The 14,411-nt window shown below is 39.1% G+C and carries 12 protein-coding genes; 4 read left to right on the forward strand and 8 right to left on the reverse strand.

The genetic code is table 11. From position 1 onward, the window contains the following. Positions 1 to 127: 127 nt before the first annotated feature. Complete coding sequence (locus tag AC2G3J_RS12375; protein WP_483770055.1) at positions 128 to 1,840, forward strand: electron transfer flavoprotein-ubiquinone oxidoreductase; 1,713 nt, start codon at positions 128 to 130, stop codon at positions 1,838 to 1,840. Between the two features lie 504 nt (positions 1,841 to 2,344). Next, a complete protein-coding gene (locus tag AC2G3J_RS12380; protein ID WP_483770056.1) occupies positions 2,345 to 2,680 on the forward strand; it encodes a tetratricopeptide repeat protein in 336 nt (111 codons plus the stop codon). An 82-nt stretch (positions 2,681 to 2,762) separates the two neighbouring features. On the opposite strand, the gene AC2G3J_RS12385 is transcribed toward AC2G3J_RS12380, so the two are convergent. Beyond that, on the reverse strand, positions 2,763 to 3,092 hold the full coding sequence (locus AC2G3J_RS12385; RefSeq protein WP_483770057.1) for a hypothetical protein: 330 nt from the start codon (positions 3,090 to 3,092) through the stop codon (positions 2,763 to 2,765). 684 nt (positions 3,093 to 3,776) lie between these two features. Here AC2G3J_RS12385 and AC2G3J_RS12390 point away from each other — a divergent pair. Further along, positions 3,777 to 5,459, forward strand: a complete 1,683-nt coding sequence (locus AC2G3J_RS12390) for an arylsulfatase (protein WP_483770058.1) — start codon at positions 3,777 to 3,779, stop codon at positions 5,457 to 5,459. Continuing rightward, a complete protein-coding gene (locus AC2G3J_RS12395) occupies positions 5,456 to 6,460 on the forward strand; it encodes an SUMF1/EgtB/PvdO family nonheme iron enzyme (protein ID WP_336954074.1) in 1,005 nt (334 codons plus the stop codon). The genes AC2G3J_RS12390 and AC2G3J_RS12395 overlap by 4 nt, the downstream gene beginning before the upstream one ends. Positions 6,461 to 6,587: 127 nt before the next feature. Here AC2G3J_RS12395 and tatC read toward each other — a convergent pair whose 3' ends face one another. From tatC to AC2G3J_RS12430, 7 genes are all read right to left on the reverse strand, one after another. Further along, positions 6,588 to 7,361 (reverse strand): twin-arginine translocase subunit TatC, encoded by a 774-nt coding sequence (gene tatC / locus AC2G3J_RS12400; protein WP_483770059.1) that lies wholly within the window; start codon positions 7,359 to 7,361, stop codon positions 6,588 to 6,590. Continuing rightward, positions 7,358 to 7,876, reverse strand: coding sequence for a Sec-independent protein translocase protein TatB (gene tatB, locus AC2G3J_RS12405; RefSeq protein ID WP_483770060.1), 519 nt, complete (start codon positions 7,874 to 7,876; stop codon positions 7,358 to 7,360). The genes tatC and tatB overlap by 4 nt, the downstream gene beginning before the upstream one ends. Before the next feature lie 17 nt (positions 7,877 to 7,893). After that, on the reverse strand, positions 7,894 to 8,118 hold the full coding sequence (gene tatA / locus AC2G3J_RS12410) for a Sec-independent protein translocase subunit TatA (RefSeq protein WP_056512930.1): 225 nt from the start codon (positions 8,116 to 8,118) through the stop codon (positions 7,894 to 7,896). Positions 8,119 to 8,266: 148 nt separating this feature from the next. Beyond that, entirely contained in the window at positions 8,267 to 10,030 is a 1,764-nt protein-coding gene (locus tag AC2G3J_RS12415; protein ID WP_483770061.1) for an alkaline phosphatase D family protein, read from the reverse strand. 746 nt (positions 10,031 to 10,776) lie between these two features. Beyond that, positions 10,777 to 11,892, reverse strand: a complete 1,116-nt coding sequence (locus AC2G3J_RS12420) for an NAD(P)-dependent alcohol dehydrogenase (RefSeq protein ID WP_419329205.1) — start codon at positions 11,890 to 11,892, stop codon at positions 10,777 to 10,779. 33 nt (positions 11,893 to 11,925) lie between these two features. After that, positions 11,926 to 13,380 (reverse strand): benzaldehyde dehydrogenase, encoded by a 1,455-nt coding sequence (locus AC2G3J_RS12425; protein WP_419329206.1) that lies wholly within the window; start codon positions 13,378 to 13,380, stop codon positions 11,926 to 11,928. A 95-nt stretch (positions 13,381 to 13,475) separates the two neighbouring features. Further along, positions 13,476 to 14,357, reverse strand: coding sequence for a transporter (locus tag AC2G3J_RS12430; protein WP_336954167.1), 882 nt, complete (start codon positions 14,355 to 14,357; stop codon positions 13,476 to 13,478). Positions 14,358 to 14,411 lie beyond the last annotated feature (54 nt).

The raw sequence follows: 14,411 nt of genomic DNA on the forward strand, positions 1-14,411 counted from the left end.
TTAGCTGGCTTTTTTGTGGATATCATTTTGAATTTACTCATCAAACCTTCCCCTTTTTATGCTTTTTCATTTGATATTTTTATCTCAATAAACTAAAATACCGCCAAGCGAAATAGGATTTCTTTTTATGAAAGATTTACAACGAGAGTCAATGGAGTTTGACGTAGTCATCGTAGGCGCAGGCCCTGCGGGTCTTTCTGCTGCGATTAAAATTCGTCAATTAGCGCTTGAAAACAATCTTCCAGACCTTTCTGTCTGTGTGGTTGAAAAAGGCTCTGAAGTTGGTGCGCATATCCTTTCTGGTGCTGTACTTGAACCTCGTGCAATCAATGAACTTTTCCCTGACTGGAAAGAACAAGGTGCACCTTTAAATGTACCTGTGACTGAGGACAAAACTTATTTCCTCATGTCTGCTGAAAAGTCTCAAGAAGCACCACACTGGATGGTTCCTAAGACCATGCACAACGATGGTAACTATGTTATTTCATTGGGTAATGTGGTGCGCTGGTTAGGTCAAAAAGCGGAAGAGTTAGAAGTTTCTATCTTCCCGGGCTTTGCTGTCTCAGAAATCCTTTATCATCAAGATGGTTCTGTAAAAGGCATCCAAACTGGTGATATGGGTATTGGTAAAGATGGTGAACCTACTCATAACTTTACCCCCGGCTACGAGCTTCATGCAAAATACACAATTTTTGCAGAAGGTTGCCGTGGACACCTTGGTAAACGTTTGATTGCAAAATACAACTTAGACCAAGATGCTGATCCGCAACATTACGGTATCGGAATCAAAGAACTTTGGGAAATTGACCCTGCTAAACATAAACCAGGTTTAGTGATGCATGGTTCAGGCTGGCCTTTGGCAGAAACAGGTTCTTCAGGCGGCTGGTGGTTATATCACGCTGAAAACAACCAAGTGACCTTGGGTATGATTGTCGATTTATCTTATGAAAATCCACACATGTATCCTTTTGCTGAAATGCAGCGTTGGAAAACACATCCACTGATTAAGCAATATCTTGAAGGTGGTAAGCGTATTTCTTATGGCGCACGTGCAGTTGTTAAAGGTGGTCTAAACTCTCTACCTAAACTGACCTTCCCAGGCGGTTGCTTAATTGGTGATGATGCAGGTTTCTTAAACTTTGCTAAAATCAAAGGCTCTCATACTGCGATGAAATCGGGTATGTTGTGTGGTGAAGCTGTATTTGAAGCAATCCAAGCAGGTCATGAGAAAGGTGGTGATTTAGCGGTTGCGCGTGTCGCTGAAGGTGAAGATTTCTTTGCTAAAGAATTGACTGCATATACTGACAAATTCAACAACAGTTGGTTAAAAGAAGAGTTACATCGTTCACGTAACTTTGGTCCAGCGATGCATAAATTCGGTTTATGGATGGGTGGTGCATTTAACTTTATTGATCAAAATATCTTTAAAGTGCCATTTACTCTACATGACCTTGCACCTGACTTTAGTGCATTAAAAACTGTAGATGCTGCGACATTTAAACCGACCTATCCAAAGCCAGACGGTAAATTAACCTTTGACCGTTTATCTTCTGTATTTGTATCGAATACTGTCCATGAAGAAAATCAGCCAGCTCACTTAAAGCTGACCGATGCTTCGATTCCAGTCAATGTCAACTTACCAAAATGGGATGAGCCTGCTCAACGCTACTGCCCTGCTGGTGTTTATGAAATTATGGAAAATGATGATGGTTCTAAGCGCTTCCAGATTAATGCTGCGAACTGTGTTCACTGTAAGACCTGTGATATCAAAGATCCATCTCAAAACATCACTTGGGTAACACCGGAAGGTGGTGGTGGGCCTAACTATCCAAATATGTAAGCTGGATACTTAGGACGATGCTTTAATGCTGCTCACCACTAAACATGCGAGTGTTTAGATAATTTTGTGTAGTATTAACAGCGTCTTTTACCCCAATTTGTCGAGTGATATAAGCTCTTCATTTTCATTATTTAGGTAAGTTTAGTTCCCTAGGGAGCTAAACTTGAAAGAAAAATAGAATAAGTCTTGGCTCAAATTAAGTTGACTACAACTTAATTTTACTGATTAAAAGACACAAATGATTGAAAAATGATAAAACTAAAAATTAAAAAACGGTTATACCCTCTGATTATAGTTATATTTTTCCCCACTACACTTGTATTTGCAGAAAGTTTTGAAAAGCTACTCGAAAAAGCCAACAATGGAGATGTAAAAGCACAATACCAAGTGGGTTATCTTTATAGTAATGGCAATTAGGGTGTATCCTTCGATGAAGAAAAAGGTGTTTTTTGGTTTAAAAAGGCCGCAGAAGCGGGTGATTCAGAATCTCAACTCAGTTTGGCAATGAGTTATTTATGGGGATCAGGTATCCGCCAAAATACCCGTAAAGGTATTGAGTGGCTAACCAAATCTGCAAATCAGAACAATGCGATGGCGCAATACAATTTATCTGAAGAATATTCAGATGGGAAGAATATCAAACAGGATCAAAATCTTGCACATTATTGGCATCTTAAAGCGGCTAAAAATGGCGATGTATCAGCACAATTTAAATTGGGAACTCTATACTTAGATGGAAATTTAGGCTTGCCTCAAGATATCAATAAAGCGAAAGCATGGTTAAAAAAAACCGCAGACCAAGGCTATGAATTGGCTCAACAGCAATTGGCTGTATTATAATAGAGCCAACTAAATATACGTTTCTTTAAGCAAATGATATAAATTATTTTTCTTAATATTATCTGTTTCAACTAATCTTTTTTTAAATAAGTGATTTTATAATATTAAACACCTCATGACTTTTAACACTTAAACAAATACATTGGTCAAAGGTTGCTTTTGAATTCTGTATAAACTCATCTTCCATAACATCTAAATGTAAATGGCTTTCTTTTTGAACTTTTTTGTATAAGTCAAACAAATCATGCTTGTAACTCGATTTACAATTTAGAATGAAATCATTAAGTTCTCGATCAAGCTCTAAACGCATATTTTCAATGAAATGCTGACGTGAAGCTTTATTATTTTCAGCATAAAATAAGCGTGTTTTTTCATAAGTGCCTTTATGAAATATCATTTCATAAATTTTCATCGTAGATAATTACCTATAGATTCATCTTATGATTCTTAAAAAGTAGAATTCATACATATGTACTATTTCTTAAAATTTATATGTGCTCATATTGAGATGAGCACTTTTCAGTCTTTTATAAACGTATTTATCTGTTGCTTTTAGCTAATCTTAAAAACCCCTATTTCCCTTGGGGAAGGGAAATAGGATCAAGGCATCAAGAATCTTAAAAAAGATTCCCCTCTAATTCTGTAGAATTTATCACATTAATATTCATTTAATCAATACACCATCAACAAAAAAACAGACAGTTCTGTATTCTTTTGATCAATTATTAAGCACTCACAATTCAAGCTATTTTCCCTCAAAATTGAGTCGACATGTGTAATAAATATCTAACACCAATACGAATAAGCAAGCGCAGTTAAGACATGTTTACAAGCCGTTGTCCTCCCATCCATAATATAAGTATATTCAACGCCATGGTATAACGTGATAATTATCATCCTTTTAAATTCTTAAATTATTTTTTATTTTAATTATCCACTGACTAAATATCTTCTTTCAAATAATTTCCACATTCATTTGGGTGAATGTTTGAGGCTTTGCTTTTTTTAAGATTAACAATCAAATTTTAATTATTTTTAGCTTAAAAATTAACACTCTAAACTTAACCTAATTTTTTAGAAAACTCAGTCGACACGTATGTCTCATAAAAACCTTTTCACAACACTTTCTATTGCATTATTCAGTCTTTCAATTTCTGCATGTAATAATAATGATTCAGATCACTCAAATACGGTAGTTGAAACCAAAAAACAACCAAATATTTTATTTATTATGGCAGATGATTTAGGTTATTCAGACTTGGGAGCATTTGGTGGTGAAATTCGAACCCCAAATATTGATGCACTCACCAAAGAAGGTCGGATTTTAACGGACTACCATACTGCCCCGACCTGCTCACCAACGCGTTCACAATTAATTTCGGGGACAGACCATCACTTAGCGGGCATTGGGGCTATGGCTGAGCTCACCCCTGCTCACTTAAAAGGCCAGCCGGGTTATGAGGGCTACTTAAATGAGCGCTCACTCTCAATTGCAGAAGTGCTCAAAGATAATGGCTACCGAACCTATATCAGCGGAAAATGGCACCTCGGTTTAACCGCTGAAACCAACGCACATGTAAAAGGCTTCGATCATTCATTTACGCTATTACAAGGTCTAGATTTACACTTTAAACAAGCGCCTAGTGCCTACAAACGGAATGCCACCTATACGGAGGATGGTCAAGTTGTTCCAATTTCAGCATTACCTGATGATTTCTTCTCAACCAATTATTTCACCGATAAATTAATTAGCTATTTAGAGTCAGGAAAAAATTCAGGCAAACCATTCTTTGCCTATGCTGCTTACACAGCTCCCCATTGGCCCTTACAAGCCCCAACTGAATATCGTGACCGTTATCGTGGCGTTTACGATGCTGGTTATGATGTGATCCGCAATGGTCGTATTGCCCGTCAAAAACAACTTGGTCTGATTCCAGCCAACTTTACTGCAACCGAACCGATTGCAACACAAAATGCACCCCAAAAATATGGCAAATGGAATGAGCTATCCACTGAGCAAAAAGCCTTAGAAGCACGTAGAATGGAAATCTATGCAGGTATGGTCGAAAACCTTGATGCTAATATTGGACGGGTGATTGAGTATTTAAAACGCAATAATTTATACGAAAATACTTTAATTTTCTTTGTTTCAGATAATGGGGCTGAAGGCTTTATTCGCGGTAGTTATGGAGCTGAATCAGGTTTTGATAATCGGGTGAATAATGTCGGTACATCCAGTTCTTATCATTATGTCGGTCCGCGTTGGGCTGAAGTCAGTGCTGCGCCTTTCCACTTATGGAAAGATACTGCAGGTGAAGGTGCAACCACAGCACCAGCCATTGTTAAACTTCCTCATCAAAACAAAGCGCAAGCAACCTATCATGGTTTTGCTTCAGTGCTCGATGTTTTTCCAACTGTTTTAGATTATGCCAATATTGCCGTCCCACAAGGTCAATATAAAGGCCGTCAGATTAATACTCCAAGTGGTTACTCTTGGAGATCAGTGCTTGAAAATAAAGCGCAGACGATTCGCCCTGTAAACTTTAGTTTTGCTGATGAATTGCATGGCAGTAAATATGCGCGTCAAGGCGATTGGAAAATTGCTTTGCAAGGTAAAGCAGAGCTTGGAACGGGAACTTGGGAATTATATAACTTAAAAAATGACCGTGGTGAAACCCAAAACATTGCAGAAAATAACCCAGCAAAACTACAAGAACTGCTTGATGTGTATAACAAATATACCCAAAAAAATGGAGTCAAGGAATACAACATTCAATGAAGTTTAACCCCCTTTTAATTTCACTGTGCAGCCTGTTCCTTGTAACAGGCTGCAATAAGGTTACGCCCGACTCGCATCATTCTCCCAAACAAACCAGCAAAGTTTCTGCACAGCTTGGTTCATTGCAGCAATGCGAACACTATTCAGGTTTACCTAATGCATGGCAAAAAAAGCCAACAGCGGGGATGGTTTGGATTGCCAAAGGCTCATTTCAGCTCGGCTCCGATAAAGCCTATCCCGATGAACTTAATTTTGGGCAAAAACAACGCCAAGTTGAGGGTTTCTGGATCGATCAAACCGAAGTGACTGTGGCGCAGTTTAGTAGTTTTGTAAAAGCAACCGGCTATGTAACCGACGCAGAGCAACAGAAACAGGCAGCTGTATTTTCACCAGATGCCAATAAGCCTAATCAGTGGTGGCAACTCAAGTCTGATTACACTTGGAAAACGCCCAATGGCGCTTCGGGTCAAGCTCCACGCCCTGCTGAACCTGTTCGCTATGTGACCAAAAATGATGCTGAACATTACGCAGTTTGGTTAGGAAGAGATTTACCTACCGAACAAGAATGGGAATATGCTGCAAAGGCGGGCTCAAAAACCGATACGCCACTGCATCAAGCGCCTCAGGATGCCCATCAACATCCACAAGCCAATTATTGGCAAGGTGAATTTCCACTGCATAATTCTGTTGAAGACCATTTTGCAGGTGTGGCACCTGTCGGCTGCTACCCTGCCAATGCGTTCCAATTGTTCGATATGATTGGGAATGTCTGGGAGTGGACCTCTTCTGTATATCAAGGCGCGCATGATCAACATATGGGAAATTATACGGATCTGCGTCAGCAAAGCATCGCAGCAACCCAATATGTGATTAAAGGTGGTTCTTTCTTATGCGCTTCGAGTTATTGCTCTCGTTATCGAAATAGTAGTCGATATCCGCAAGAGTTTGATTTGGCTGCAACGCATGTGGGGTTTAGAACAGTATTACGAACTCACCCATGAGACAAGGATGGGTTAAAATCTAGAGATCTGTCGAATTTATACACTTAAATATGAATTCGCCTGCTTTAAAAAAGAAGGGTTGAATAGAACAAAGCAACACTTAACCACTTTCGCTACAAATCAGCACTTATACACGTTTACGTTTTTCAATCATCTTGCCAAATACCAATCCCAATTCAAACAACATCCACATTGGAATTGCCAACATGATCATCGAAATAGCATCTGGTGGTGTGACAAACATCGCAATAAAAAAACAGCCCACAATAATAAAGCGTCTTTTTTCCACCAATGTTTGAGTGCTGACCAAACCGATTAAAATCAGTACCAGTGTAATAATTGGAATTTCAAAAGTGACCCCAAACACCAAAAAGAGTTTTAAACAAAAACTTAAGTAACTGTTAATGTCCGTCATTGGCGCAACGGTATCAGGTGAAACACTGATAAAAAAATGCAGAATCGAAGGCAAGGCAATAAAATAGACAAAGGCAATCCCTGAATAAAACAAGCAAATACTGCTCAATAACAATGGGAATGCCAGACTCTTTTCTTTTTCATACAACGCAGGTTTAATGAATGCCCAAATCTGATAAATAATAAAAGGCATCGCCAGCATCAGCGCAATAAAGAAATTCAGTTTAAAAGGTGCCATAAATGTTGCAGTTACATCTGTAGCAATCATAGTCGAACTGGCAGGTAATTGGGCACGTAGTGGTTCAGATAACATTGAATAAGTTCTGTTTGCAAATGGCAACAAACAGAAAAAAAGCACAATCAATACCCCGATAATTTTAAACAGATGCTGACGCAACACCATCAAATGTCGGGTGATCGGCATTGCTTCAAGCTGAGTCGCTTCTTCAGAAGCTTGCTCTTGTAGCTGCGGTATCATTGAGGTCATACGGCCACCTTCAATTGCGATATTGATTTGGAATGAACAGGAACAATGCTGAGTTTGTCATCATTAGATTTAGCTTGTTTTAGCCAAATACTTGGCAAATAGACAGTAGGAATAGCACGTGAGACAGGTTGATAAATCTGCTTCACTCTCAGCTGGGCTATTTGCTGTTCTTTTAAGTGCGGTTGCACTAATTGCTGTTTCTCTAATCGTGCTGGCGCTTGCTCTTGCTGTATAGTATCTTCAGGCATAGCCGATAATTGCTGTAGCTCATGCATCTGCGCCTGCATTTTTTGCTCTAACTCTTGAATACGCTGCATCTCATTCTGCATCTGTTCGCGCAATTCAGATAAGCGTAATTCACGGTCAATATCGTTCTGAACATTGCTGATGAGACGTTTCAATTTACTGTACCATTTCGCAACAAAACGCGCAGCTTCAGGGAGTTTATCAGGTCCTAACACCAACAGCGCAATAATCCCAAAAACCAATAATTCAGAAAATCCGACATCAAGCATGTGTTAGTTCTCCAGTTTTAGTGCTTTACCGTAGAGTTCACATCAGCATTGCTATTTTGATGTTCCTGTGTTCTTGGTTCATTCAGTGCAGCAGTGGTTGTTTCATCATCTTGAATTGATTTTTTAAAATCCTTCACCGCACCACCGACATCTTTACCTAAATTTTTTAATTTAGATGTGCCAAAAAGTAAGATCACCACAATTGCAAAAATAAGTACGTGCCAAATCGATAATCCAGCCATGGTTTTTTACTCCTGATATTCTTGTGTTATTTCAATCATTATGTGTACAAAGACAGTTTAGCCATGTACTACTAAAGAAATGATGCGATAGCAATAGCATCAAAATCTTCTTCAGTAGTCAGGCGATATAAAATTAAATAGTCTTTTGTTAAGCAGTTTTCTTAATCGAGCGGGCATTGACCAATTGATTATTCAACACCACTTGATGCCCACGTTTTGTATCCACAGTATATTGCGGCTCTTTAATGGTATCGACATAGATCCAGTCCGCTTGAACCTGCGTTGCAGTAAAGCTGACATTCAGATAACCACGTTGATTTAGGTTGGTATAATCCAATTCATCAATCAGTGTGGTAAACGCCATTTCAAACTGCTGTAACTGTTCCACTGGAATATTGAGATACTTTTCAATTCCCGGCGATGACACTGAACTTGTCGCCAGCTCAACACCGACAAAATCACCCGCCTGACTATACAACTCTGATGACCATGCATTATGGGTATCACCTGCCAGTACCACAACCTTCTTGTTCAATGCTTTTAAGGTACCATACAGAATTTCACGTTCAGCATAATAACCATCCCAAGCATCTAAATTATAAGGTGCGACAGTGGTTAAACGTGCCTTTTCAATTGCTGTCAATGTTGGATCGCCCTGTAGCACACGCATTTTCAGTTGCACTAACTCCATGATCATCGTATTGATTTGATTTAAAACCTCTTGAGTTGCGTTTCCACTCAGAACTGCACTCAACGGTACCAGTAATTCAGCAGGGATTAATATCTTACCCATCAACACTTGCTGACCCAATACATTCCACGTTGCCTTGGATTGAGCCAACTTTTGCTGTAACCATTCACGTTGGGTATACCCCATCAAGGTTCGATTCTGATTGGTTAAGTCAGTCTGAAAACGTTGAAAATCCATACCAGAAGCGGTGATATAATCGGTATATTCCAGTTGCTTATCTCTGGCAAGGATACGGGTATCTAACATGGTCAATTGCACCAGTGAACCAAAGTCAAACTGGCGATAAATATTGAGATGATCATTTGCGGAAATAGGACGAATCGGCATCCATTCAAAGTATGCTTGTAATGCAGCAAGTTTACGATCGAAGAAAGCCCCTTCATTGGATTGGTGATTTTCAGCGCCTTCTCGCCATGTATCATTTGCCAGCTCGTGATCATCCCAAATCACAATAAATGGATGACGGTGATGCAATGTTTGTAAATCTTTGTCTTTACGATATAACGCATAGCGTTTGCGATAATCATCTAACTTGATAATTTCTTGATTATTGTCCGCAGCCAAAGTACGTCCCAACTTCACTGCATCTTCTGTTGCATAACCACCTTGACCATATTCATAAATATAGTCACCCAAATGAATTACCACATCAACATCTTGCTTGGCCATTTCACGATAAACATAGAAATACCCTGCTGGATAGTTCGCGCAAGAACATACCGCAAAACTGACTTTGCTGGGGTTGATTGGTAGCGTTTTGGTTTGTCCAACTGGTGAAACTTTATTGCCAAAGCTAAAACGATAGAAATAGCGTTGATCTGGTTTTAAGTTTGTGGCATCAACTTTCACCGTGAAGTCTTGTGCTTTTGCTGTGGTGACTTTGTCTGTTTTAATGATTTGCTTGAATTGATCATCTAAAGCAATTTCCCAAGTCACTTGCAAACGTGCGCTGCTATCATTGGGCGTCAAGCGTGTCCATAAAATCACGCGATCTTGTAAAGGGTCTCCACTGGCAACCCCATGTTCAAAATTGACTTGTAGTGTTGTTGATTCTCGATCTGAACTGTCATTACATCCCGTAAAACCCGCAGATAAAGACAGTGCACCAAAACCGAATAGGCTTTTTTGAATAAGTTCTCGTCGTGTAATTTTGGCTGTCATACTTTACTCCTTAAACTATGGCTAGATTACAAAAAATTATTTATCTAAATATTGGATAAAACTTAAAATTATTTATTATCAATGATCCCATTAGTTAGATTAATTCACTGAATGAATACAGATTAATTGAGGATTGTATTTCTAGTTTTTTCTAAAAAAATATTTATCTTTGTATTCCTCTCCTTTTCAATCTCATCTATCAATTTCTATAGATTCTTTAGTTTTTAGATCAGTTAATTCTATTCATTTCAATAGATTGTAAAAAATTTTCCATTTTTTAACTAACAAATATTCCTAACTTTTCCTAAAATATAGAATCTAAAAATTTGAGTATTGACATTTCCCCGATAATTCATTGACATATTACGACAGTTCTATAAATTTATGTTTTCAAATTATTTGATTTTCCTCAACGAAGATATTTCAGAGGTGTAATTTATTTTTATTTTAAAAATTAATGCTAATAAATTTTTTAAACTAATTAATCTCGCTTTAAATATGTAATATAAAACAATTTGATGCACTAGATAAAAAGAGCTATAGATTAATGTGCAATAAAACTCTCTTTAAATTTACAGGTATGGTTCATACAGACCGTTTCAATCATGTGATCTCTAAATCTTTTTTAACTGCTGTTTTGAATACGTTTATTCGATAATCAAATTTAATAGTAAAGCTTAATTAGTCATTATTGCTTTCAAAATTCAGCAAAATGGCATGCTCATCAATGAGCATGCCATGCAACATTATGCAATTTTAATAATCGGTTTGAGTGTAATACCCTTATGACTATCTATCGCAGCTTGATTGATTTCATCAAATGCATAGAATTTTACAAGTTGGTCAAATGGAAATTTCCCTTGTTGATATAGACGGACTAACTCAGGGATAAATTTCTTGGGCGAACCACTCCCCTCAACGACACCTAAAATAGTTTTCCCACCCAATAACAGATCATTTACATCAAATTGTGCAGTCGTGCCTAATTGAGGTGCACCTACTACGGCGATTTTACCTAAAATCCCCAGCGCATCAACACCTTGTTTTAATATCTCAGGTCGCCCAGTAGATTCCAATGCAAAGTTGGCTCCACCATCGGTAATCTCTTTAATCACCGCCACAGGATCTTGAGTTTTACTATTGATCACATGGGTTGCACCCAATTTTTTTGCCAGCTCCAAACGAGATTCAACAATATCAACAGCGATAATGATCGAAGCGCCACACACTTTTGCCGCAAGTAAAGCACTCAGACCAACAGCGCCAGCACCCCAAGTCACAAAACTACTGGCGGGTGTCACTTTTAAAGCATTTATACATGCACCCGCACCTGTTTGAATGCCACAACCTAATGGTCCTAATAGTTCGATTGGTACATCTTTGGTCACTTTAACCGTGTTATTTTCACGGCTTAAAGCATAGGTTGCAAAGGAGGATTGGGCAAAAAAATGATCATTAACCACGCCATGATCATGGGTACAAAGTGCATGATTCCCTTCTGAATCTGCCCCACTAAAATTTCGTCCAAAAAACTCTGAACAATAGGCAGGATTTCCAGTATTACATTGGCTACATTTTCCACAATACCCGTAACTTAAAACCACATGATCGCCCACTTGAAGCTCGGTTACATTAGGACCGATCGCCTCGATAATTCCTGACCCTTCATGTCCAAGAACAGCAGGCAGCGGAACCGGGTAATATTGATCACGTACAATCAAATCGGTGTGACACATTCCTGTAGCAACTACTTTTACCAATACTTCATCATCTTGAGGCTGACGTATTTTTAAAGTTTGCAGCTCAAAGTCAGCACCTTTACATGGGGTCACTGCGGCAATAATATCTTTTAATTCACTCATGGTTTAACGTCCTGTAATAATTTATTTAATTGTTTAAAAAGGATAATGTGGCGCTTGAGCCTGTACAGTAATCCATTGCCACTGGGTAAATTCATCGGCATTGGCAGGGCCGCCAATACGCGTACCATTACCTGATGAACCAAAACCACCAAATGGATTGACCGTTTCATCATTTACGGTTTGATCGTTGATATGTAGCAAGCCCACTTTAAGCTGCGCACCGAGTTGCATACCACGTCCTACATTGGAGGTAATAATGCCTGCTGAAAGCCCATAATCGCCATCATTGGCTAATTCAATGACCTGTTCATCTGAGCTAAACGGGATCAACACCGCAACAGGACCAAAAATCTCCTCACTAAAAATCGAATTGTTTGCAGTCACATCGGTCAGTACAGTCGGTTGAAAAAATACCCCATCGGCATGTCCACCGATTTCCAATGTTGCGCCTTCATTAACCGCAGCACTGACCAATTGTTCTACACGTTGTGCTTGTTTGGCATTGATCAATGGCCCAATGGTGACATTCTTGTCACAAGGATTCCCCACCACAAAATTCTGCACTTTTTCAATTACACGCTGTTTGACCTGTTGATAAATTTTTTGGTGAATCAAAATCTTACCTGAGGTCATACAAATTTGCCCCGAATGTAAAAATGCACCCCATGCAATATTTTCTGCAGCCAACTCAATATCCGCATCATCCAAAATAATCAATGAGTTCTTGCCACCCAGTTCTAGGGAAACTTTCTTTAAGGTCTTTGCCGCATTCGCCCCTACAATCCGTCCAACTTGAGTTGATCCTGTAAATTGAATACTGGCAATATTTTTATCCAAAGTCAGTGCTTCACCAACTTCTGCCCCACCTGGCAATACATGTAGTAGTCCCTTGGGCAATCCTGCAAGTTCAAAAATCCGTGCAATCACATAGCCACTGCACACTGCTGTACGCTCATCAGGTTTTAACACCACCGCATTACCAAAGGCCAAAGCAGGAGCCACAGCACGTAAAGCTAAGTACAGTGGAAAGTTAAATGGAGAAATGACCCCAACAACACCTAAGGGCAAGCGTTTCGCTATACTTAATTTGCCATTTTGCGTAGGTAATAATGTGCCCTGTTCAGTTGCAGGTGACGCGATACAATGCTTAAGCACTTGAATCGCTATGCTTACTTCAAAGCCCGCTTTCAGTTGTAACGAGCCACTTTCCTTAACCAGCCACTCAATCACTTCCGCTTGATTTTCTGTCAGTAAAACAGTAGCTCGCTCAAACACTGCCTGACGCTCTTGATAGTTTAAAGCCCACCATTGTTGTTGGGCGGCTTTGGCTTGTTGTGCAGCACTCACCACATCAGCGGCAGTCGCATAACCGATTTCACCAAGCACTTGACCTGTTGCAACCTCAATCACACTGTAGCTATCTTGGGCAGACTGCCATGAACCGTTAAATAATTTTTTATCCCAAAGCTGTTTTGTGAATATAGACATGATGACCTCTTCAAAATTTATTTAGACAATTGCTTTACTGTTCTAACTGCATCCTTGTAAAAATGACGCAATCAATGTGTTACACCTGCTTTAAATTAAAAAATGTAAAAAACACGAAAATTCAGACCGTAATCCTTCCTAAATCCGCTTTCCGTTCGTGTGTCTGAAAGCAACTGCGCACTTAATTGAGTTTTTGCATTCAGCATTTGCTGAAACTCCAATCGCACTTGTTGCTTTTCCATGTTCTGATCCAGTTTGATTCCATCCAATTGTTGTTCACCCCCATAATTTGCGGCATAACCGAGGGCGATTCTCTGTTTAGAATTCAAGTCATAACGTAAGTTAAATTGAGTTTGATAGCTGGTCGCTTGTGAAAGTGTTTGATCGCCCTTTCCCGCTTCATCGTTGTCTCCATACCAAATCACATCTTGATAAAGTTCAAAAGCAAGCTTGCCATATAGTGGCTGTACCCATGCCAGTTGAAGATCATACTTAAATCGATTTTCGCCTAAATTCACCGCATCATTTCGATCATATTGCCCAACTGGCAGATAAATAAATGGGGTAAATGCCAGATAACGACCCGATGAACCTTGTTCAGGTTGATTAATTAGCCAAAATGCAGAAGCAATCACTGGATCTGCAAAACCTGAGGCATTGTTTAAATCAGTATCGCCAATTTGCGTATGCCGTACTGTTCCAAACGGTAAAATTATTTGAGGCGTTGCACGTAAACCAGCGATATCGGTGTAATGAATTAAGCGCGCGATACCGATATCCGATTTAGATTCAGCTCTGGTTTTTTCACCATTTTGGTAATAACCCTCCATTTGACTATGTTGATAATAGAACACACCTGCATTGGTGCCTTTTGGCAACGCGGTATAATCCCCCACGTTTACGTCAATCGCATGGCTATACTGTACAAACATGCCACTCAACATAAGAAGCAGGCTATTTTTATTGCTAAAACACATCATCTGTTCCCTTTAGTTTCAAGCATCCTTTTCACTACTCATTGCACTTGTTTA

The organism is Acinetobacter legionensis (assembly GCF_057165765.1).

Coding starts and splice junctions, on each gene's coding strand:
- AC2G3J_RS12375 (WP_483770055.1), top strand. CDS start 128: ATGAAAGATTTACAACGAGAGTCAATGGAGTTTGACGTAGTCATCGTA.
- AC2G3J_RS12380 (WP_483770056.1), top strand. CDS start 2,345: ATGAGTTATTTATGGGGATCAGGTATCCGCCAAAATACCCGTAAAGGT.
- AC2G3J_RS12385 (WP_483770057.1), bottom strand. CDS start 3,092: ATGAAAATTTATGAAATGATATTTCATAAAGGCACTTATGAAAAAACA.
- AC2G3J_RS12390 (WP_483770058.1), top strand. CDS start 3,777: ATGTCTCATAAAAACCTTTTCACAACACTTTCTATTGCATTATTCAGT.
- AC2G3J_RS12395 (WP_336954074.1), top strand. CDS start 5,456: ATGAAGTTTAACCCCCTTTTAATTTCACTGTGCAGCCTGTTCCTTGTA.
- tatC (WP_483770059.1), bottom strand. CDS start 7,361: ATGACCTCAATGATACCGCAGCTACAAGAGCAAGCTTCTGAAGAAGCG.
- tatB (WP_483770060.1), bottom strand. CDS start 7,876: ATGCTTGATGTCGGATTTTCTGAATTATTGGTTTTTGGGATTATTGCG.
- tatA (WP_056512930.1), bottom strand. CDS start 8,118: ATGGCTGGATTATCGATTTGGCACGTACTTATTTTTGCAATTGTGGTG.
- AC2G3J_RS12415 (WP_483770061.1), bottom strand. CDS start 10,030: ATGACAGCCAAAATTACACGACGAGAACTTATTCAAAAAAGCCTATTC.
- AC2G3J_RS12420 (WP_419329205.1), bottom strand. CDS start 11,892: ATGAGTGAATTAAAAGATATTATTGCCGCAGTGACCCCATGTAAAGGT.
- AC2G3J_RS12425 (WP_419329206.1), bottom strand. CDS start 13,380: ATGTCTATATTCACAAAACAGCTTTGGGATAAAAAATTATTTAACGGT.
- AC2G3J_RS12430 (WP_336954167.1), bottom strand. CDS start 14,357: ATGTGTTTTAGCAATAAAAATAGCCTGCTTCTTATGTTGAGTGGCATG.